The organism is Streptomyces sp. WAC07094 (assembly GCF_036320405.1).
Classification (GTDB): Bacteria; Actinomycetota; Actinomycetes; order Streptomycetales; family Streptomycetaceae; genus Streptomyces; species Streptomyces lannensis.
In genome coordinates this window covers 2,484,669-2,504,283 of the sequence record NZ_JAVMJZ010000001.1, presented here as the reverse complement: position 1 = coordinate 2,504,283, position 19,615 = coordinate 2,484,669, and the positions used below count along the sequence as shown (strand labels likewise).

General features: G+C 71.4%; 18 protein-coding genes and 1 pseudogene. 14 read left to right on the top strand and 5 right to left on the bottom strand.

Annotated elements, in window-relative coordinates; all coding sequences use genetic code 11:
• The first annotated feature begins 69 nt into the window (after positions 1–69).
• Both RCR19_RS10885 and RCR19_RS10880 read left to right on the top strand, forming a co-directional pair.
• Complete coding sequence (locus RCR19_RS10885; RefSeq protein ID WP_331264960.1) at positions 70–1,509, top strand: gamma-aminobutyraldehyde dehydrogenase; 1,440 nt, start codon at positions 70–72, stop codon at positions 1,507–1,509.
• 177 nt (positions 1,510–1,686) lie between these two features.
• Complete coding sequence (locus RCR19_RS10880; protein ID WP_331264959.1) at positions 1,687–2,877, top strand: spermidine/putrescine ABC transporter substrate-binding protein; 1,191 nt, start codon at positions 1,687–1,689, stop codon at positions 2,875–2,877.
• A gap of 38 nt (positions 2,878–2,915) precedes the next feature.
• Here RCR19_RS10880 and RCR19_RS10875 read toward each other — a convergent pair whose 3' ends face one another.
• Together RCR19_RS10875 and RCR19_RS10870 are read right to left on the bottom strand one after the other, a co-directional pair.
• A complete protein-coding gene (locus RCR19_RS10875; protein ID WP_331264958.1) occupies positions 2,916–4,037 on the bottom strand; it encodes a histidine kinase in 1,122 nt (373 codons plus the stop codon).
• The gene (locus RCR19_RS10870) at positions 4,034–4,702 is read right to left on the bottom strand and encodes a response regulator transcription factor (protein ID WP_331264957.1); all 669 of its coding nucleotides are present in this window, start codon (positions 4,700–4,702) and stop codon (positions 4,034–4,036) included. The genes RCR19_RS10875 and RCR19_RS10870 overlap by 4 nt, the downstream gene beginning before the upstream one ends.
• A gap of 334 nt (positions 4,703–5,036) precedes the next feature.
• On the opposite strand from RCR19_RS10870, the gene RCR19_RS10865 reads away from it, so the two are divergent.
• The 9 genes from RCR19_RS10865 to RCR19_RS10825 all read left to right on the top strand — a co-directional run bounded on the left by RCR19_RS10865 (position 5,037) and on the right by RCR19_RS10825 (position 12,935).
• The gene (locus RCR19_RS10865; RefSeq protein WP_331269405.1) at positions 5,037–6,158 is read left to right on the top strand and encodes a DUF418 domain-containing protein; all 1,122 of its coding nucleotides are present in this window, start codon (positions 5,037–5,039) and stop codon (positions 6,156–6,158) included.
• Positions 6,159–6,404: 246 nt separating this feature from the next.
• On the top strand, positions 6,405–6,779 hold the full coding sequence (locus RCR19_RS10860; protein ID WP_059129039.1) for a hypothetical protein: 375 nt from the start codon (positions 6,405–6,407) through the stop codon (positions 6,777–6,779).
• Positions 6,776–7,387 (top strand): class F sortase, encoded by a 612-nt coding sequence (locus RCR19_RS10855; RefSeq protein WP_331264956.1) that lies wholly within the window; start codon positions 6,776–6,778, stop codon positions 7,385–7,387. Before RCR19_RS10860 ends, RCR19_RS10855 begins: the two co-directional genes overlap by 4 nt.
• Before the next feature lie 89 nt (positions 7,388–7,476).
• Positions 7,477–7,968, top strand: a complete 492-nt coding sequence (locus RCR19_RS10850) for an RNA polymerase sigma factor (RefSeq protein ID WP_331264955.1) — start codon at positions 7,477–7,479, stop codon at positions 7,966–7,968.
• Positions 7,952–8,428: a hypothetical protein gene (locus RCR19_RS10845; protein WP_331264954.1), complete on the top strand. Its 477-nt coding sequence runs from the start codon at positions 7,952–7,954 to the stop codon at positions 8,426–8,428. Before RCR19_RS10850 ends, RCR19_RS10845 begins: the two co-directional genes overlap by 17 nt.
• Before the next feature lie 127 nt (positions 8,429–8,555).
• Positions 8,556–9,035: a general stress protein gene (locus tag RCR19_RS10840; protein WP_331264953.1), complete on the top strand. Its 480-nt coding sequence runs from the start codon at positions 8,556–8,558 to the stop codon at positions 9,033–9,035.
• A gap of 154 nt (positions 9,036–9,189) precedes the next feature.
• Entirely contained in the window at positions 9,190–10,209 is a 1,020-nt protein-coding gene (locus RCR19_RS10835; RefSeq protein WP_331264952.1) for an alcohol dehydrogenase, read from the top strand.
• Positions 10,210–10,435: 226 nt separating this feature from the next.
• A complete protein-coding gene (gene nhaA / locus RCR19_RS10830; RefSeq protein WP_331264951.1) occupies positions 10,436–12,316 on the top strand; it encodes a Na+/H+ antiporter NhaA in 1,881 nt (626 codons plus the stop codon).
• A gap of 91 nt (positions 12,317–12,407) precedes the next feature.
• Positions 12,408–12,935: a hypothetical protein gene (locus RCR19_RS10825; protein ID WP_331264950.1), complete on the top strand. Its 528-nt coding sequence runs from the start codon at positions 12,408–12,410 to the stop codon at positions 12,933–12,935.
• A 37-nt stretch (positions 12,936–12,972) separates the two neighbouring features.
• Here the strand turns inward: RCR19_RS10825 and RCR19_RS10820 are convergent, their stop codons facing one another.
• Together RCR19_RS10820 and RCR19_RS10815 are read right to left on the bottom strand one after the other, a co-directional pair.
• Positions 12,973–13,656, bottom strand: a complete 684-nt coding sequence (locus tag RCR19_RS10820) for a glycerophosphodiester phosphodiesterase (protein WP_331264949.1) — start codon at positions 13,654–13,656, stop codon at positions 12,973–12,975.
• A 16-nt stretch (positions 13,657–13,672) separates the two neighbouring features.
• Positions 13,673–14,787, bottom strand: a pseudogene (locus tag RCR19_RS10815) (adenosine deaminase).
• A 100-nt stretch (positions 14,788–14,887) separates the two neighbouring features.
• Between RCR19_RS10815 and RCR19_RS10810 the strand changes: the two are divergent.
• On the top strand, positions 14,888–15,874 hold the full coding sequence (locus tag RCR19_RS10810) for a DUF4190 domain-containing protein (RefSeq protein ID WP_331264948.1): 987 nt from the start codon (positions 14,888–14,890) through the stop codon (positions 15,872–15,874).
• Positions 15,875–15,993: 119 nt separating this feature from the next.
• Here the strand turns inward: RCR19_RS10810 and RCR19_RS10805 are convergent, their stop codons facing one another.
• Positions 15,994–16,551, bottom strand: coding sequence for an NADAR family protein (locus RCR19_RS10805; RefSeq protein ID WP_331264947.1), 558 nt, complete (start codon positions 16,549–16,551; stop codon positions 15,994–15,996).
• A gap of 209 nt (positions 16,552–16,760) precedes the next feature.
• On the opposite strand from RCR19_RS10805, the gene RCR19_RS10800 reads away from it, so the two are divergent.
• Positions 16,761–18,308: a gamma-aminobutyraldehyde dehydrogenase gene (locus RCR19_RS10800; protein ID WP_331264946.1), complete on the top strand. Its 1,548-nt coding sequence runs from the start codon at positions 16,761–16,763 to the stop codon at positions 18,306–18,308.
• Between the two features lie 55 nt (positions 18,309–18,363).
• Positions 18,364–19,611, top strand: coding sequence for a spermidine/putrescine ABC transporter substrate-binding protein (locus tag RCR19_RS10795; protein WP_331264945.1), 1,248 nt, complete (start codon positions 18,364–18,366; stop codon positions 19,609–19,611).
• Positions 19,612–19,615 lie beyond the last annotated feature (4 nt).

Sequence of the window (19,615 nt, the reverse complement as noted above, 5' to 3'; positions counted from 1 at the left end):
TTGAAAACGTGGGGCCACGGATTAGGGTGGGTGTCTCAGCGATTGGACACCGAACTTGGAGGGCCGGCAGTGAGCACCGAGCTGCGTCGTCTGCGCAATTACATCGACGGCGAATTCCGTGACGCCGCCGACGGTCGGACCACAGAGGTGGTCAACCCCGCGACCGGTGAGGCGTACGCGACCGCCCCGCTGTCCGGGCAGACCGACGTCGACGCCGCGATGGCCGCAGCCGCCGCGGCCTTCCCGGCATGGCGGGACGCCACGCCCGCCGAGCGCCAGAAGGCCCTCCTGAAGATCGCCGACGCGTTCGAGGAACGCGCCGAGGACTTGATCGCCGCCGAGGTCGAGAACACGGGCAAGCCGATCGGGCTGACCCGCTCGGAGGAGATCCCGCCGATGGTCGACCAGATCCGCTTCTTCGCGGGCGCGGCACGGATGCTCGAGGGCCGCTCGGCCGGCGAGTACATGGACGGACTGACCTCGTTCGTCCGCCGCGAACCGGTCGGCGTCTGCGCCCAGGTCGCGCCGTGGAACTACCCGATGATGATGGCGGTGTGGAAGTTCGCCCCGGCGATCGCGGCGGGCAACACGGTCGTCCTCAAGCCGTCCGACACCACCCCGGCGTCCACGGTCCTGATCGCCGACATCATCGGTTCGGTCCTGCCCAAGGGTGTCTTCAACGTCATCTGCGGCGACCGCGACACCGGCCGGATGATGGTGGAGCACCCCACCCCGGCGATGGCGTCGATCACCGGTTCCGTTCGCGCGGGCATGTCGGTCGCCGAGTCCGCGTCCAAGGACCTCAAGCGCGTCCACCTGGAGCTGGGCGGCAAGGCACCGGTCGTCGTCTTCGAGGACACCGACATCGCCAAGGCCGTCGAGGACATCTCGGTGGCGGGCTTCTTCAACGCCGGCCAGGACTGCACGGCCGCCACCCGCGTCCTCGTCCAGGAGTCCATCCACGACGAGTTCGTGGCCGCACTCGCCAAGGCCGCGTCGGAGACCAGGACCGGTCAGCCGGACGACGAGGACGTGCTCTACGGACCGCTCAACAACCCGAACCAGCTCAAGCAGGTCGCGGGCTTCATCGAGCGCCTGCCGGCACACGCCAAGGTGGTGGCCGGCGGCCACCAGGTCGGTGAGAAGGGCTACTTCTACGCGCCGACCGTCGTCGCGGGCCTCCTCCAGGACGACGAGATCATCCAGAACGAGGTCTTCGGCCCGGTCATCACCGTCCAGTCCTTCACGGACGAGCAGCAGGCCCTCGAGTACGCGAACGGTGTCGAGTACGCCCTCGCCTCCTCGGTGTGGACGAAGGACCACGCGCGTGCGATGCGTCTGTCCAAGGCCCTCGACTTCGGCTGCGTGTGGATCAACACGCACATCCCGCTGGTCGCGGAGATGCCGCACGGCGGCTTCAAGAAGTCCGGCTACGGCAAGGACCTCTCGGCGTACGGCTTCGACGACTACACCCGGGTCAAGCACGTGATGACGTCGCTGGACGTGTGAGCGGCCCACCGCAAGCGCGCGGCCCCGGGCGGGACAACTCCCGCCCGGGGCCGCGCGCTTGCGGTGCGAGGCACGCCCGAAACGCCGTTCCGCCCCGATCGACAAGGTGTCGGATTCACGGGGAGCGGCTCGACGGGGCGTCGATTGTCGGCCCGAGGGCGGCGGCATGCTGCCCGGATGCACCGGACACCGAGGAAGCCCACCCCGACCCGCCGCCGTCTGCTGCGCACCCTCGGTGGGCGCGCGCTCCTCGGCGCACTCGCCGGCTGCGGCGTACCCGGCGCGTACGTGGCGCCCGGAGACCGTTCCGGCGCCGATCTGTCCACCCGGGACAAGCGGCTGCTCTGGGCGAACTGGCCCCTCTACATCGACAAGGACGACAAGCACCCCAACAGGCGGCCCACGCTGGAGGAGTTCGAGCGGAGCACGGGCATCGCGGTCGACTACGTGGAGGAGATCAACGACAACGACGAGTTCTTCGGCAAGGTCGGCCCTGCCCTGATGAACCACCGGCAACCGGGCCGCGATCTGATCGTCCTCAGCGACTGGATGTGCGCCCGGTTCGTACGCCTCGGCTGGGTGCAGGAGATGGACCGGGCCCGTCAGCCGCACATCGCGCGGAACCTCGACCCGCTGCTGCGCGCCCCCGCCTTCGATCCCGGGCGCAGGTTCACCGTGCCGTGGCAGTCCGGCATCACCGGTATCGCATACAACCGTCGCGAGCTCGGCCGGGAGATCCGACAGGTCTCCGAGCTGTGGGCGAGCGACCTCAAGGGCCGGGTGACCCTGCTGCCCGGTCTGGACGAGGCGTTCGCGTTGCTCATGCAGGGCAGCGGCGTGGACGTCACCCGGTGGACGGCCGACGACTTCCACCGGGTCTGCGACCTGGTCGAGCGCCATGTCCGCAGCGGCCGGATCCGCCGTTTCACCGGCAACGACTACACCAAGGACCTGCTCAGCGGTGATGTGCCGGCCTGCCAGGCGTACTCGGGGGACGTGGTCCAGCTCCAGGCCGACAACCCGGACATCCGATTCGTCGTCCCTGAGGAGGGCGCCGAGCTCTGGGCCGACTCGCTCATGAGCCCCGACCTGGCCCGCCACAAGGCGAACGCCCAGCGACTGGTCGACCACTACTACGAGCCGGCGGTCGCCGCGACGCTCGCCGCCTGGGTGAACCACGTCTGCCCGGTGCCGGCCGCGCGGGACGTCCTGGCCGCGTCCGGCGACGAGGACACCGCCGCCCTCGCCGAGAACCCGCTGGTCTTCCCGGACGCCACGATGCGCAGGCGCCTGGCGATCGCACGGGACATCACGTCCTCGGAGCGGGTGGAGTTCGCCAAGCGGTGGAACACGATCGTGGGGCTGTAGGGCGTCACATCCGTCGGGTGTCCGCCGAGCCGCGCCGCCTACTCGCGGTTGGGCCGGCCCTCGGCGGGCAGCTCCAGATGCAGTCGGTAGCCCCCGTCGGCCGTCGGCCCGGCCTCGACCGTGCCGCCGAGGAGTTCGGCGCGTTGGCGCAGTCCGACGAGACCGTGGTGGGCGCTGGGCAGGGCGAGCGCCGGCCGGGTGGGTGCGGTGTTCGTGACGACGGTGTGGAGGGCGTCGTCGCCGTGGTGGATCCGCACGGTCGCCCTGGCGCCGGGGGCGTGTTTGCGGACGTTGGTCAGGGCCTCCTGGACCGTGCGGTACACGGCGCGCTGGACGGTGGGCGGCAGGTCGCCGGGCAGATCCGTCTCCAGTTCCGCCTCGATGCCGCTGCCGGCGACCAGCCGGCGCAGGTCGGCCAGGGAGGGCTGGGGCGTGAGCTCGGTACGGCGGCCGCCGGAGGCGCGCAGCACGCTGACCATGTGCCGCAGTTCGTCCAGGGTCTGCACGCTGAGCTGCCGGATCGTGGCCGCCGCCGCCCTGGTCTCGTTGTCCCGGCTGCCCACCTGCAGCGCCCCGGCCTGCACGGCGATAAGGCTGACCTGGTGCGAGACCACGTCGTGCATCTCCCGGGCCAGCTGGGCCCGTTCCTCCGACAGGATGCTCTGGTCGGTCAGGAGCCGTTCGTGCTCACGGGCGTCGGAGATCTCCGCGAGCCGCAGGGACAGTTCCCGGTGGGCCTGTACGAGCTGGCCCAGGAAGACGGGCGCGGCCGCGGTGGCCAGGGTGTAGACGAGCTGGATCAGGCTGGGGGTCCGGGCGAGCTCCGCCGGCCGCACCGCCGACCACGGCCAGGGCAGGAAGTCGGCCGCCGCGAAGGCCAGGGCGCAGACCGCCGGCAGCCAGAGGCGCCGGCTGAGCGAGGAGAGCGTGTACAGCGCGGCGATGGTGGCGAACACCGCGTCGGTGATCAGGGCGGTGGGGAGGGCGAGCACGAAGGTCGTCAGCGGCAGGCGGCGGCGCAGCGCGAGGGCGAAGGCGGCGAGCAGCGCGCAGACCGTCTCCGCCGGGTCCGTGAGGTCGACGTTGACCCATGTGTCCACCAGGGCGGCCCCGACCAGGAGGCCGTCCACGACGGGCGCGGGCAGGCGCCCGGGGCTCATGGGGTGTCCTCGTCCTGCGGCGGCGTGAGCAGCCCCGCGCGCTCGGCGATCAGCACCGCCTGGACCCGGCTGCCGACCTGCAGCTTGCTCAGTACCGCGCTGACGTGCCCTTTGACCGTGCCGGTGCTCAGGTGCATCCGCTCGCCGATGTCGGTGTTGGCCAGGCCCTCGGCCATGAGTACGAGAACGGCTCGCTCGCGCTCGGACAACCGCTCGACGAGGCGGACGGCGGAGGGCTCGTGCGCACCCCTGTCGAGATAGGCGTCGACCATGGCGCGGGTGACCTTGGACGACAGCACGGTCCCGCCCCGGGCCAGCGTGCGCACGAGATGGGGAAGCTGTTCGGGGTCGGTGTCCTTGAGCAGGAATCCGGCGGCCCCCGAGCGGAGTGCGGCCGCCACGTATTCGTCGGTGTCGAACGTCGTGAGCATGGCCACCACGGGCGGGTCCTGCATACGGCGGACCTCGGCCAGAATCGTGAGCCCGTCCACGTCCGGCATCCGGATGTCCAGCAGCACGAGGTCCGGGCGCAGCTCCTGGACGGTCCGCACGGCCTGGCCGCCGGGGACCGCCGCGACGACCTGGATGTCGTCCGCCGCGTCGAGAATGTGCGTGAAGCCCGTGCGGATGAGGGCCTCGTCGTCGACCACCAGTACCCGGATCACGTGCGCTCCGCTCCTCGCATCCCCTCTCCTGGATGCGTACCCCGTCAGGACCGTCCGTGGCGCGCGAAGCGGGTGCCGACGGCCGCGCGGCCGGATTCCAGCCGGTTGGCGGGGGGAGCTTCGGCCGGTCGGCGGGGTGCCTTCGGAAAGCCGCCGGGATGGCTGGGGCGAGGCCGCGGCGAATGCTGAGGGGATGACGCAGAACGTATTGGCGCCCGCGCCCCCGGCGGTGCCGCGCCCGCTCGAGGCGGACCGTACCCGCGCGTCCGCCGCCACGCCGTCGACCGGGCGGCTGATCGGTATCGACCTGGCCCGTGGGCTCGCGGTCTTCGGCATGTACGCGGCCCACGTCGGCCCCGACGTGTCGGTGGGCGGCCCGGTGGGGTTCCTCCTGGAGCTGGCGCGCGGGCGGTCCTCCGCCCTCTTCGCGGTGCTCGCGGGTTTCTCGCTGATCATCGTCATGGGCCGTCCACAGCCCCGCACCGGCCGCTCCGGCCGCCAGGCGATGACCAGGATCGTGATCCGCACCGTCGTCATCGGCGTGATCGGCTATGCGCTGACGGCCCTGGGCACCTCGATCGACGTGATACTCAGCTTCTACGCGCTGCTGTTCCTCGTCGTCCTCCCGCTGTACCGGCTGCGCGCGGGGGCGCTCGCGCTCATCGCCGCCACGGGTGCGGTGGTCATGCCCCTGGTGCTGCACGCGATAAACGCCTCGATCGACAACGGGAACTGGGCACAGTCCGTCATCGACCATGACCCGCTGGCCCGGGTCACCGGCACGGACGGCATCGTCGAGCTGCTGTTCACCGGGACGTATCCGGTGCTCACCTGGGTGCCGTTCCTGGTCGCGGGCATGGCGCTGGCCCGGCTCGACCTCACTCGCCCCGGTATCCGGTCCCGGATGGCCCTGACCGGCGGGGGGCTCGCCGTGCTCGGCTACGGGGGGTCCTGGCTGGCTCTGCACCTGGTCCCGCACGCCATGACGTCCGTCGCGGCCGCCACGGACGGCGGTTCGGCGTCGGCCGCGTGGTGGTCCGACACGGTCGGTGATCCCGAGGGCCGAACTCCGCTCGCGTGGTTGCTGGTGGGCGCACCGCACAGCGAGACGACGTTCTCCATCGTCGGCAACATCGGCGTCGTCGTCATGGTGGTCGCCGCGTGTCTGACCGTCGCCGCCAGGCTGCCGCGACTCACCCGTATGGCCACGCCCGTCGCGTCGGTCGGCAAGATGGCGCTGACGGTCTACGTAGCGCACATCGTCGCCCTGTGGCTCCTCACCCATGTCTGGTACGTGTCCCTGGTGGAGGACGAGACCATGGCCGCCCTGCCGGTGCTGCTCGGTTTCATCGCGTCCGCCGCGCTGGTGGCGACCGTATGGGCCCGCCACTTCCGCCGCGGCCCCATGGAGCAGTTGCTGCATCTGGCCACCCGGCCCGCGCTCCTGGTCAAGTAGGAGGACGACGGCCGGTCCGGGACTCACGCCGCTCCGCCGCCCCGACGGGTCTGTGGAGCGGGCCGGGCGGGCCGCTGTTCCATTCGGACGGAGCCGCCGTACCCGCGCTGTACGCCGGGCCGCCGCACGGCGGCCCGGCGGCTTTGCCGTCTCTTTACAACCCGCTCCCTCGCCGACTCGTCTCTTCGCTCGATCCGTAACTCAGCCCGCCGCGTTTGGGGCGGGCCGACGAAAGAGAGCGATTCGATGCGCCGAACTGTCCTCAGCGCCCTGGCACTCGGGAGCACCATCGTGCTGGCCGGCACCGTGCCCGCGTTCGCCGACGGGCCGAGCCCGGTCCCCAGCACCCGCCCGGGCGCGGCCGCCCCGGCCGGTCCGAGCCCCGTCCCGGCCACCCGGTCCTCGGCCCCGAGCGCGGTCCCGAGCGCGGCGCCGACGCGGGCCAACGGGCGCGGCCAGGTCTCCGTCGTGCCGAAGGGCGCGCCCGACACCGGAGTGACGGCGGTGTCCTCGTCGTCCGGGTCCGAGGGCGGGCTGATCGGCGGGGGTGCCGCCGCGGCGCTCGTCGCGGGCGGGGCGGCGGTCTTCGTCGTACGTCGCCGCCGGGCAACCGGGGCATGACACCGCTCTCCAGGCGCACCTTCGCCACGGCCGCTCTGGCCTGCGTGCTCATGGGGTGCGCCGGCCATCCGAACCATCGGGCCACGACCGCACCGGCCGTGAGCACGCCGCCGCCCTCGCAGGCCGCCGCACGGGCCGTACACCCCCTCGGTCGCTCGGTCCCGGTCGGGCTGCGAATCCCGGCCATCGGCGTCGACACCCCGGTCATGCAGCTGGGGCTGGCGCCGGACGGAAGCGTGCAGGTGCCCCCGATCCAGGCGGACGACCGGGCGGGCTGGTACCGGCAGTCGCCGACGCCGGGCCAGGTGGGCCCGTCGGTCCTCCTCGGGCACGTCACCGTCGGCGCCTACGGGGACGGGGTGTTCCGGCACCTCGCGAGGCTGCACCGGGGCGACCGGATCGTGGTGCGTCTGGAGAACGGTGCGTCCGCGGTGTTCACCGTCGGCGACGTGCGGACGGTCGCCAAGACCGACTTCCCCGCACGGGACGTCTACGGGGATGTGAACCGTCCGGAGCTGCGGCTGATCACGTGCGGCGGACCCCGCAGCGGTGACGGCTACCTCGACAACGTCATCGTGTTCGCGACACTGAGCTCCGCTGTCCCCTGACCCGGTCCTGCTCGGATGCCGGGCCCACGGAACGTACGCCGTCGGCCCGGCATCCTTCCCCACGAGTGCCCCCACGACCATGGAGAGCGTTGAAACGGTCCCGTGACAAGGCGGCGTCCGAGCTGTTCGCCGTCCTCTACCCGCGCCTCGCCGGCTGGTGCCGCCGTCTCGTCGACGACGACGAGACGGCCCACGAGATCGCCTCGGAGGCATTTACCCGGCTCTGGGCCCGCTGGACGACCGTGGAGGAGCCCCGCGGCTTCCTCTACGTCACCGCGGCCAACATCGTCCGGGACCACTGGCGCAAACTGGAGCGCGAGCGCAGGGCCGTGCGCCGTGCCACCTCCGAGGCCGCCGTCCGCCCGCAGACCGAGCAGACCGACCCGTCGGTGCGGCTGCTCGTACAGTCGCTTCCCGAACGACTCCGGGTGCCGATCCTGCTGCACTACTACGCCGACATGCCGATCCGGGAGGTGTCCGCGCTGACCGGGCGCAAGGAAGGAACCGTCAAGGCCGATCTCCACGCGGCCCGAGAACTGCTCCGCGTCCACCTGAGGAGAAGCCTTGACCACACGCCTTGACGACGGCCCGGAGTTCGGGTCCGACGACCCTCTCGCGGTGATCCTGCGGCCGCCCGCCGAGCACCTCGGGGCGCCCCCCGGCCGGTACGAGGCGATCCGCCGCGCCGCGGGCCGCCGCAGGCTGCTGCGTGCCGCGGCGGGGATCGGCGCGTCCTGCGCGGTCGCCGTTCTTGTCGCGCTGCCCCTTCACCTGGCGAGCCCCGGTGCGCCGGCCTCCCCGGCGGTGCCGCTCGCGCCGCCGCCCGCGAGCGGGCACGCGGGGTCGCCCACCCCCTCGGTGGTGCCCGACCCGTCGGCGTCGCCCGTGCCCTCGGTGCCGCCCGAGCGTGTCGACCCCCGTCCGACCGCACGGTCCTCGTCCGTGGGAAGCGACGCGCCGGGCGGTCCGGTATCGCCGACCCGGGAGCGGCGGGTGGCGTCGAGCGCGATGCGGGGCGAGCCGTCGCCCTCCGCCCGCTGACGCTCCCGTCGGCACAGGAGCCGGCGGGGCCGCGCCCGCCCTCCTCCTTGCTCTCGTGCCCGCCTTGCGGGGACCGCCGCCGCGCAGCAGGCTGCTTGACGGGGGAGGCGAGGAAGGGAGCCCCGTGATGACCCAGCATCCGCCCACGGCGCCGCTCGACCGGCCGGTGGTCGGCTCGTATCCGACCTACGAGGGCGCACAGCGTGCGGTCGACTTCCTCTCCGACAGCAAGTTCCCCGTGGAGCGCACCGCGATCATCGGCTCGGACCTGCGGATGGTGGAGACGGTGCTCGGCCGGCTCACTCGCGGGCGGGCCGCCTTGGCCGGCGCGGGCTCGGGCGCCTGGTTCGGGTTGCTCATCGGCCTGCTGCTGTCACTGTTCGCCGCGGGCAACCATCACGTGCTGGTGCTGATGATCAGCGGTCTGTTCTACGGCGCGATCTTCGGTGCGCTCTTCGGCTTCGCCGGCCACGCGTTCACCGGGGGCCGCCGCGACTTCGCGTCCCGCAGCCAGATCGTCGCCGCCCGCTACGACGTGGTCGCCGAGGCCGACGTCGCGGAGGAGGCGAAGAACATGCTCATCAAGCTCGGCTGGCGCGAGAGCTGAGCGGTACGGGCGCCCGCAGCCACCGGGCACGCCCGCGGGCCGGTGCACGGACGGTGCCGGGTGCCGCGCGTCTTGGCGCCTCGATTGGTCCGGGAAAGGGATGATTCCTAGCTGAATGTCCGGTGTGCCGACAACAGCAAGGAGCGGAAGAGCCATGTCCGTGATGCGAGTCGCCCAGGTGGCCGAGCCCCGGGGGAGTTTCGAGGTCGTCGAACGGGAGCTGCCCGAGCCGGGGCCGGGACATGTACGGATCGCCGTGGAGGCGTCCGGTGTCTGCCACACCGACTCGGTCTTCGTGCAGACACCCTCCCCGGCCGTGCGGTTCCCTCTCGTGACCGGGCACGAGGTGGCCGGCCGGATCGACTCGGTGGGCGAGGGGGTCGTCGGCTGGGCGGTGGGCACCCGGGTCGAGGTGGGGTGGTTCGGTGGGCAGTGCGGTCACTGCCGCCCCTGCCGCCAGGGCGACTTCATCAGCTGCGAGAACCTCAAGGTGCCGGGGCTGGCGTACGACGGCGGATACGCCACCCACATGGTCGCGCCCGTCGAGGCCCTGGCCCAGATTCCGGAGGGGCTGTCCGCGGTCGACGCCGCACCGCTCGGATGCGCGGGTGTGACCTCCTTCATGGGGCTGCGCACAAGTGTGGCCCGCGCCGGTGACCTGGTCGCGGTCCTCGGCATCGGCGGCCTCGGGCACCTCGGCGTCCAGTACGCCGCCAGGATGGGTTTCGAGACCGTGGCGATCGCCCGCGGCCGGGACAAGGAAGCGCTGGCCAGACAACTGGGCGCGGACCACTACATCGACAGCTCGGCCTCGGACCCGGCCCGGATGCTCAAGGAACTGGGCGGCGCGAAGGTGGTCCTCGGCACGGCGGCGAGCGCGGACGCCATGTCGGCGACGATCGACGGACTCGCCCCGCGCGGTCAGCTGGTGACCATCGGGGTGACGGACCAGTCGCTCAAGGTGGCACCGGTACAGCTGATCGGCACCAGCCGGGTGGTGAGCGGGCATCCGTCGGGAACGGCGCGGGAGGTCGAGGAGACCATGGCCTTCAGCGCCCGCAGCGGAGTCCGGCCCATGGTCGAGACGATGCCGCTGGAGGAGGTCAACGACGCCTACGCGCGCATGCTGTCCGGCGCAGCACGGTTCCGCATGGTGCTGACCATGGACGGGTGACGGCGGGGCCCGGCCGGGCACCGCGAGGGTCCCGGCCGGTCCGGCGCCCGGTACGGCCCGCGCACGGACGTACTTCCTCCGCACGGAATGGGACGTCGGGCTTCGGGCGTTTGTGAGTGACAGCAGACCTCGTCAGGGCGGATTGCCCTGGTTGTTCCGGTCTGCCGGAACGGGAGGCGGCGGATGCGTTCGAACCACCTGGCGATCGCCGAGTGAGCGCATGAGCATGTCCAGCGAAGCCGACGACTACACGGGTCAGACCGCCTGCGGCAAGAACTCGCACTCGCCGCTGCGCGACTTCCTGCAGACCGAGACCGGCAGCGCGGCCGTCCTGGTGGCGGCGGCCGTCCTCGCGCTCGTGTGGGCCAACTCCGCACCGTCGGGCTACGAGGCGTTCTGGCACACCCACCTGTCCGTACGGATCGGTTCGTACGGTGTGTCGCTCGCACTGCGCGAGTGGGTGAACAGCGGGCTCATGGCGCTGTTCTTCTTCGTCGTCGGTCTGGAGGCGCGCCGCGAGTTCGACATGGGCGAACTGCGCGACCGCTCACGTCTGGTCCTGTCGCTCGCCGCGGGCGTCGGCGGCATGCTCGTGCCGATCGGCATCTATCTGGCGATCAACGCGGGCCATGGGACGACGCAGGGCTGGGGCGCGGCGATGTCCACCGACACCGCCTTCGTGCTGGGTGTGCTGGCCGTCGTCGGCCGCCGAATGCCACCGGGACTGCGGGTCTTCGTCCTCACGATCACCGTGGTCGACGACCTGCTGGCCCTCGTCGTCATCGCCGTCGCCTACAGCGACCGCATCAACGTGCCTGCGCTGTTCGTGGCCGTCGGCGTCTTCGCCGTCGTCCTGCTGGTGCGATGGCTCGGGGTCCGCCGCGGAGTCGTGTACGCGCTGCTCGCGCTGGTGGCGTGGGTCGCCCTGCTCGAATCGGGGGTGGACCCGGTTGTCATCGGGCTCGCCATGGGCCTGATCACCTACGCCTATCCGGCGGCGCGCGCCGATCTGGAGCGTGTCAGCGACCTGTTCCGGTTGTTCCGCGAGCAGCCGACGCCCGAACTCGAGCGCACCGTACGTGTCGGCATCGCCACGGCCCTCTCGCCGAACGAGCGCCTGCAGCGCATGTACCACCCCTGGGCCGGCTATGTGATCGTTCCCCTCTTCGCGCTGGCCAACGTCGGCATCCCGATCGGCGGCGAGCAGTTGGGGCGGGCGTTCACCTCACCGGTGACCCTGGGCATCCTGCTGGCGTACGTCCTCGGCAAACCGATCGGCATCGTCGGGGCGTCGGCCCTGGCCCAGGCGCTCAGCCGCGGACGGCTCCGGATCCCGGTCGGCTGGGGGACCGTCGCCGCGGGCGGGACCATGGCCGGAGTCGGTTTCACGGTCTCCCTGCTCATCGCCACGCTCGCCTTCAGCGGCGCCCGGCTGGAGGAGGCCAAGATCGGCATCCTGGCGGCGGTGGTCGGCTCCTTCGTGACCGGCCGGCTCGCCACCGGTGTGATCGGGATGCTGTCGCGTCCCCGGCAGTTGCGGGCACTGTTCGGAAAGGCCGAGACGATCGTCGATCTGGGGGTGCCCGTCGGCCCCGGCCGCGACCATGTGCGCGGACCGCACGAGGCACCCGTGACGGTCGTGGAGTACGGCGACTACGAGTGCCCCTTCTGCGGCCAGGCGGAGCCGGTCGTGCGGGAACTCCTCGCGGACTTCGGGGACGTGCGGTACGTATGGCGGCATCTGCCGCTGACCGACGTCCATCCGCACGCCCAACTCGCCGCCGAGGCGGCGGAGGTGGCCGCGCTGCAGGGCCGCTTCTGGGACATGCACGATCTGCTGATCAGTCACCAGGGCGCCCTGACGCTCGACGACCTGCTGGGCCATGCCGCGGACCTGGGACTCGATCTGCGGCGCTTCGAGCGGGACATGCGCGCCCACGCGGGCGCCGCGCGCGTGGCCGAGGACGTCGATTCGGCCGATCTCGGCGGCGTGGCGGGAACGCCCACGTTCTTCGTCAACGGGCGCAGGCACTACGGCGCGTACGACATCACCGGACTGTCCGAGGCCGTGCGTGCCGCGCGTGAACGAGCCGCCGTGGCCGCTTAGCGCGTCCTCGTGTCCCGATCCCCGTACGCCGGCGGCGGGTCACCACCCAACCACTTTTGAACATGTTCAATTCGAGGGGTACGCTCATGCCATGAGCGACAGAGCGGCCCTGTCGAGGGGCATCCGCGCGTGGCTGGTCTTTTTCGTCGTCTGCCTGGTACTCAGCGGTGCCACGGCCTTTCCCCTGGTCCACGAGCTGCGCTGGACCGAGGATCTGCTGAGGTCCCTGTCCGTGCCGGAGCACCTGCCCGCCCTCATGGACTGGATCGAGCGGGTGCGCCGCGGACTCGACGCCACCGATGCCGAACAGCCCTTCGTCCTCTACGGCACGGACTGGCTGGCGTTCGCACACCTGGTGATCGCGGTGGCCTTCTACGGGCCCTACCGCGACCCCGTCCGCAACATCTGGGTCGTCGAGTTCGGGATGATCGCCTGCGCGGGCATCATCCCGCTCGCCCTGATCTGCGGTCCGATCCGCGGGATCCCGTTCTGGTGGACGGTGATCGACATGTCGTTCGGGGTGTTCGGGATCGTCCCGCTGTATGTCGTCCGGAAGAAGATCAAGCGGCTGGAGGAGCTGACGGCTGGGGTCACCCGGCCGGCCCCCGCGGCAGCGTGACCCCGGCCACCGAACGGCCCCGGGACCGCCGCCCGGCTCAGCGCCCGCGCAGCGCGTGCAGCGCGTCGAGGCGGTTGGTGGTGATCGAGTCCACGCCCAGGTCGAGCAGGCGCCGCATGGAGCGGCGCGTGTCCGGGGTCCACACCGACAGCAGATGACCGCCCCGGTGCACACGTGCAGCGAGGTCCCGGTCGACCAGGCCGAACCGGTAGTTGAGCCAGCGCGGGCGCACCGCATCGAGCAGCGCGGGCCGGGGCGGGGCGAGGCTCGTCCAGGTCAGGGCGATCTCCGCCAAGGGGTCGGCGGCCCGGACGGCCAGCATGGCCTGCGCCCCGGCGCAGTAGTAGACGCGCTCCGACGCGCCGCACTGCCGCACGACGTCCACCACCCGGCGCACGGCGCGGACCGAGGGCTCGCCCGGCAGGTCGATCATGACCCGGCCGCCGTCGGACGCCCTCAGCGCGTCGGCCAGCGTCGGCACACCGCCGGCCGTCAGCCCCTGCACCTCGTCGGACGAGAGCGAGGCGAGCGGCCGGTCCTGCTCCCACAGCCGCTTCAGTGTCCCGTCGTGCAGGAGCACGGGGACACCGTCCCTGGTGAGCCGAACATCGACCTCGACGGCGTCCGCGCCCCGGCGGAGCGCGGAACGCAGCGAGGCGAGCGTGTTCTCGCGGTGGCGGTAGGGGTCGCCGCGATGGGCGACGGCAGTCACGGTGCGCATGGGCCCATTGTGCTGGTCAGGGAGCGAGCCACGCCGCAGTGTAGGCGTCGATCTCGGCGACCAGTTTCGCCTTGCCCGCGTCGTCGAGGAAGGACGCCTCGACCCCGTTCCCGGCGAGCGAGGCCAGACCCCGTTCGTCGAGGTCCAGCAGTCGTGCCGCGACGGCGTACTCGTTGTTGAGATCGGTGCCGAACATCGGCGGGTCGTCCGAGTTGACGGTGACGATCACGCCCGCGCGCGTGAACTCCTTGATGGGGTGCTCCTCGAGCGTGCGGACGGCGCGCGTCGCGATGTTGGAGGTCGGGCAGACCTCCAGCGGGATGCGGTGCTCGGCGAGGTGCGCCAGCAGCTTCGGGTCCCGGGCGGAACTCGTGCCGTGGCCGATGCGCTCGGCGCGCAGTTCGTTCAGGGCGTCCCAGACCGTCTCGGGGCCGGTCGTCTCTCCGGCGTGCGGCACGGAACGCAGGCCCGCCGCTATCGCCCGGTCGAAGTACGGCTTGAACTGCGGCCGGGGCACACCGATTTCGGGGCCGCCGAGCCCGAAGGAGACGAGCCCCTCGGGGCGCAGCCGGTCGTCGGTGGCGAGCCGGGCGGTCTCCTCGGCGGATTCGAGGCCGGCCTCGCCGGGGATGTCGAAGCACCAGCGCAGTACGGTCCCGAACTCGGCCTCCGCGGCCTTGCGGGCGTCCTCGATCGCGTCCATGAACGCCCGCTCGTCGATACCGCGGCGGGTGGACGAGAAGGGGGTGATCGTCAGCTCGGCGTAGCGCACCTGCTGCCGGGCCATGTCGCGTGCGACCTCGTAGGTCAGCAGGCGTACGTCCTCGGGGGTCCGGATGAGGTCGACCACGGACAGATAGACCTCGATGAAGTGGGCGAAGTCCGTGAACGTGAAGTAGTCGACGAGGGCCTCGGGGTCGGTGGGCACCTTGGAGTCGGGGTGACGTGCGGCCAGTTCCGAGACGATGCGCGGGGAGGCGGAGCCCACGTGGTGCACGTGCAGTTCGGCCTTGGGCAGTCCGGCGATGAAGGCGTGCAGATCGCGCACGGCGGGGGCGTCACGGTGGTCGGTCAAGGGGTCCTCCCCGGGAGCGGCGCCCCGGCACCCTGTTCGGGCGGGACGCGGGTGATCGGCTGATCGGTGGTTCAGGGATCATCGTAGGACGAGGGTCACGTGTGTCCGGCCCGGGCCGTAGCATGACGGCAGGTACGACGGAGGGGGGACTCACGCATGTCCGAGGACGCGCAGCCGCCGGGAACGCCTCAGCACGGCGCCATGGGGCCGGGGGCCATGCCGGGCGACGGCACGGAAGGGGCGCCGGGTGCGCCCGGGGCCGAGGGCCCCGGGATACCGGGCACCCCCGCGGGCCGGGTGCCCGGGGTCGCGCTCGACAAGCCGGTCGCAGGTCCGCTCCCCACGTTCGATCCCTGGGCGCCGCCCGCCGACGACGCGCCCCGCACGGGTCCGGGCTCGCCGGTCCCGGGAGCTCCCGTCGGCCCGCAGGACCGGATCCCCGGCGGCGCTCCGTTCCCGCACGACCAGGCCACGGTCACCGCCCTGCCCGGTCCCGGGATGCCCGGCGCTCCGGCCCAGGAGCCCTGGGGCCATCCCTTCGCCCCGCCGAGCCCCACCGCCGCGGCCCCGGCCGGCAACCCGTTCGCCCCGCCCTCCCCGGCCCCGGCCGGCAACCCCTTCGCGCCGCCCTCACCGTTCGCCGTCGGCAATCCGTACGCGCCGCCCGTTCCCGGTCAGCCCGTGCCGCCACCGCCCATCGGACCCGAAGGGCCCGGGCAGCCGACGGCCTATGCCTATCCGCAGTACCCCGCATACCCCGGCTACGGCGCACCGTACGGTCCACAGGGCTATGTCCCCGGCTACGGCTGGCCCGGAATGCCGCTCGCGCCGAGCAACGGAATGGGCACCGCCTCGCTCGTGCTCGGGATCATCTCAGCCGTCGGGTTCTGTCTCGGTCCGGTGGCCATGTTCGTGGGCGCGCTGGCCGTGATCTTCGGAATCGTCGGCCGCCGCAAGTCGAACCGGGGTGAGGCCACGAACGGGGGCATGGCCCTGGCCGGCATCATCTGCGGAGCGGTCGGTATTGCCGTCGGCCTCGTCGTGACCGTGGCCATCTTCCTGGCCCCGGGCAGTGACGACGACCCGTGGACGAGTACGGAGGACGGCTACTCGACGTCTCTCGTGGTGCCTCGGCTGCCGTAGCGCGTCGAGCGCATGCCGGTGTGTGACACGGCGGCACCTCATGTCCCTGTGCCTGTCCGCAGCGGCAGGGCACGGAAGTGCCTCCGGCGGGGAGGGGCGGCGGGGTGCCGTCGGGAACGCTAGGAGGCGGCCAGTCGCTCCCGCGCCGCCATCAGTGCGAACCCCAGCAGATTCGGTCCCCGCCAGCGCTCCGGGTCGGCCGCCCGCTCGTCGTCCGCCGCGATCCCTATGCCCCAGACCCGGTCCACCGGGCTCGCCTCGACCAGTACCCGGTCACCGGTGGCCAGCAGGAACGCCCGCAGTTCCTCGTGCGCGGAGAACTTGTGGACGCTGCCCTCGACCACGATCGAGAACCGCTCGCGCGCCCATGTGGCGTCGTCGAAACCGCGCACCAGCCGTCCCACCTTCTTGGCCAGCGCGGGGCTCGACGCCTGAAGCACCTCGCGCTCGGCCCCCGTGTCGCCGAACAGCCGCGCCTTCGACGCCATCATCCAGTGCTCCGCCGTCGCGTACGCGACGCCGTCCACGGTGAACGGAGACGGCCACCACTGGCTGAGACAGCTCGCTCCCATCTGTCCGTCCCGGCGCGGCCGATGCCCCCAGAAGTGCAGATACTTCACCCTCGCCCCGGCCCGGACCGCCCTGACCAGGGACTCCCGGGAATCGATGCTCCCCATGCACGCGAGTGTGGCACGCACCACTGACAATCCGTCCTTCCTTTTCCAGGACGAGTAGACAGCTGGTCGACAGATTCCGTCGCGTAACCAAAAGGCAACAACGGAATCACTTGTTGGAGTCCACTCCCTCTGTCAGGATCGGCACTCAAATCGAGCCGGAGCTACGCCGGTCCCCGCGGTGGACGCCGGCGGGGGCGAAGGAGAGCGACATGCACAACGTGGGCAACGCCGGCCACACCGACACCCCCTCCCGGGACGAGGTGGGGAAACGGTTCTCGAACGGTGCGCAGTACATCGCGGGCCGGCCGGCCACGGGCACCTCGGGACGCAGCAACGCGGTCGTCGACCCGTCGACGGGCGTCGAGGTCCACACGTACGAACTGGCCGGTGCCGAGGACGTGGACCGTGCGGTGGCCGCCGCCCGCGCGGCCTTTCCCGGCTGGTCCACGGCCACCCCCGGTGAGCGTTCCGACGCGCTGCACCGCTTCGCCGCCGTACTCGCCGAGCGCGCCGAGGAGTTCGCCCGCTACGAGTCCCTCCAGTGCGGCAAACCCCTTAAGCTGACACGGGAGTTCGACGTGCCGGGCACGATCGACAACGCCTCCTTCTTCGCGGGTGCCGCCCGGCATCTCCCGGGGCAGTCCGCGGGTGAGTACTCCGGCGACCACACCTCTTATGTGCGCCGCGAGCCCATCGGCGTCGTCGGTTCCATCGCCCCCTGGAACTACCCCCTCCAGATGGCCGCCTGGAAGATCCTCCCGGCGATCGCCGCGGGCAACACCATCGTGCTGAAGCCCGCCGAGCTCACCCCGCTCACCTCGCTGCTCTTCGCCGAGGCCGCCACCGACGCGGGGATCCCCGACGGTGTCGTCAACATCGTGACGGGGACCGGCAAGGAGGCCGGCGAGCACCTCGTCGGCCACCCCGACGTGGCGATGACGTCCTTCACCGGTTCCACGGCCGTCGGCAGGCGTGTCGCCGAGATCGCCACCTCCACGGTCAAACGCCTCCACCTGGAACTCGGCGGCAAGGCGCCGTTCGTGGTCTTCGACGACGCCGACCTGGAGGCCGCGGTCCACGGCGCGGTCGCGGGCGCGCTCATCAACACCGGCCAGGACTGCACGGCCGCAACGCGCGCGTATGTGCAGCGTCCTCTCTACGAGGAGTTCGTCCGGGGGGCCGCCGCCCTCATGGAGACCGTCAGGCTCGGCGACCCCTTCGCCCCCGGCACCGACCTCGGCCCCCTGATCTCGCACGCGCAGCGGGACCGTGTCGCAGGCTTCGTCGACCGGGCACGTGCGTACGCGCGCGTGGTGACCGGCGGTGCGGCCCCCGGCGGGGAGCTCGAGGGCGGTGCCTACTACCGCCCCACTCTCATCGCCGACGCTCGGCAGGACAGCGAGATCGTCCAGTGCGAGATCTTCGGACCCGTGCTCGTCGTCGTGCCCTTCGACGGCGACGACGAGGGCATCCGGCTCGCCAACGACACTCCGTACGGCCTGGCCGCCTCCGCCTGGAGCCGTGACGTCTACCGGGCGAACCGGGCGACCCGCGAGATCAAGGCGGGCTGTGTGTGGGTCAACGACCACATCCCGATCATCAGCGAGATGCCGCACGGCGGCTACAAGGCCTCCGGCTTCGGCAAAGACATGTCCTCGTACTCGTTCGAGGAGTACACCCAGATCAAGCATGTCATGTTCGACAACACCGCGGTCGCCAGGAAGGACTGGCACCGCACGATCTTCGGGGACCGATAGCAGAAACGGCCGCCCGACCCCCCGGCCGTACACCTCCCGAAAGGGCACCACGCGCATGGAGCAGAACGAGCCCGACCGCCTGACCCCGGCCCAAGTGGCCGCCATGCGGCGCAGCTTCCGCAACGGCAGGGCCTCCCTCACCCGCCGTTCGCTGCTGCGCGCCTCCGCGGGCGGCGCGCTCGCGGTGGGCGGCCTCGGGGCGCTGAGCGCCTGCGGGATTCCCGCGGCCGGCAAGACACAGGGCGGCACCTCCGCCGAGGACCACTCCTCCAAGGAGAAGGTGGTCAACTTCTCCAACTGGCCCGAGTACATCGACGTCGACGACAGCGGGAAGCACCACCCGACGCTCGAGGCGTTCGGCAGGAGGACCGGCATCGCGGTCAAGTACACCGAGGACATCAACGACAACAACGAGTTCTTCGGCAAGATCAAGCCGCAACTCGCCGCGGGCCAGGACACCGGCCGGGATCTGATCGTCCTCACCGACTGGCTGGCCGCGCGGGTGATCCGGCTGGGCTGGGTGCAGAAGCTGGACCCGGCGAACCTCCCGCACGCCTTCGCCAACCTGTCGGGCCAGTTCCGCAGCCCCGACTGGGACCCCGGGCGCGCCTACTCCTACCCGTGGCAGGGCATATCGACCGTCATCGCGTACAACAAGAAGGCGCTCGACGGCGTCGAGGTGAAGTCGGTCTCCGACCTTCTCGACAACCCCAAGCTCAAGGGCCGTGTGGGTTTTCTGTCGGAGATGCGCGACAGCATCGGCATGACCCTGCTCGACATGGGCAAGGACCCGGCGAAGTTCACCGACGACGACTTCGACGCGGTGATCGCCCGTCTGCAGAAGGCCGTCGACAAGGGGCAGATCCGCCGCTTCACCGGCAACGACTACACGTCCGACCTCACCAAGGGCGATCTGGCCGCCTGTGTGGCCTGGGGCGGTGACATCGTCCAGCTCCAGGCGGACAGCCCGGACGTCGCCTACATCATCCCGGACAGCGGCTACATGACCTCGACGGACAACATGCTGGTCCCCAACAAGGCCCGTCACAAGGCGAACGCGGAACGGCTCATCGACTTCTACTACGAGCCCGACCAGGCCGCCGCGCTCGCCGGCTACGTCAACTACGTCAGCCCCGTCGACGGTGTGAAGCCCTACCTCGAGAAGATCGACAAGGACGCGGCGAACAATCCGCTGATCCTTCCCGACAAGGCCATGGCCGCGAAGTCCCACGCCTTCCGCTCGCTGACGCAGAAGGAAGAGACGGCCTACGAAGAGAAGTTCGCGAAGCTGACAGGGGCGTGACGAA

Excerpts from the sequence above, each read along its gene's own strand:
- RCR19_RS10805 (WP_331264947.1), bottom strand. The coding sequence starts at position 16,551 with ATGGGGAGCATCGATTCCCGGGAGTCCCTGGTCAGGGCGGTCCGGGCC.
- RCR19_RS10880 (WP_331264959.1), top strand. The coding sequence starts at position 1,687 with ATGCACCGGACACCGAGGAAGCCCACCCCGACCCGCCGCCGTCTGCTG.
- RCR19_RS10800 (WP_331264946.1), top strand. The coding sequence starts at position 16,761 with ATGCACAACGTGGGCAACGCCGGCCACACCGACACCCCCTCCCGGGAC.
- RCR19_RS10840 (WP_331264953.1), top strand. The coding sequence starts at position 8,556 with ATGACCCAGCATCCGCCCACGGCGCCGCTCGACCGGCCGGTGGTCGGC.
- RCR19_RS10875 (WP_331264958.1), bottom strand. The coding sequence starts at position 4,037 with ATGAGCCCCGGGCGCCTGCCCGCGCCCGTCGTGGACGGCCTCCTGGTC.
- RCR19_RS10795 (WP_331264945.1), top strand. The coding sequence starts at position 18,364 with ATGGAGCAGAACGAGCCCGACCGCCTGACCCCGGCCCAAGTGGCCGCC.
- RCR19_RS10855 (WP_331264956.1), top strand. The coding sequence starts at position 6,776 with ATGACACCGCTCTCCAGGCGCACCTTCGCCACGGCCGCTCTGGCCTGC.
- RCR19_RS10860 (WP_059129039.1), top strand. The coding sequence starts at position 6,405 with ATGCGCCGAACTGTCCTCAGCGCCCTGGCACTCGGGAGCACCATCGTG.
- RCR19_RS10810 (WP_331264948.1), top strand. The coding sequence starts at position 14,888 with ATGTCCGAGGACGCGCAGCCGCCGGGAACGCCTCAGCACGGCGCCATG.
- nhaA (WP_331264951.1), top strand. The coding sequence starts at position 10,436 with ATGTCCAGCGAAGCCGACGACTACACGGGTCAGACCGCCTGCGGCAAG.
- RCR19_RS10820 (WP_331264949.1), bottom strand. The coding sequence starts at position 13,656 with ATGCGCACCGTGACTGCCGTCGCCCATCGCGGCGACCCCTACCGCCAC.
- RCR19_RS10835 (WP_331264952.1), top strand. The coding sequence starts at position 9,190 with ATGTCCGTGATGCGAGTCGCCCAGGTGGCCGAGCCCCGGGGGAGTTTC.
- RCR19_RS10825 (WP_331264950.1), top strand. The coding sequence starts at position 12,408 with ATGAGCGACAGAGCGGCCCTGTCGAGGGGCATCCGCGCGTGGCTGGTC.
- RCR19_RS10865 (WP_331269405.1), top strand. The coding sequence starts at position 5,037 with ATGTACGCGGCCCACGTCGGCCCCGACGTGTCGGTGGGCGGCCCGGTG.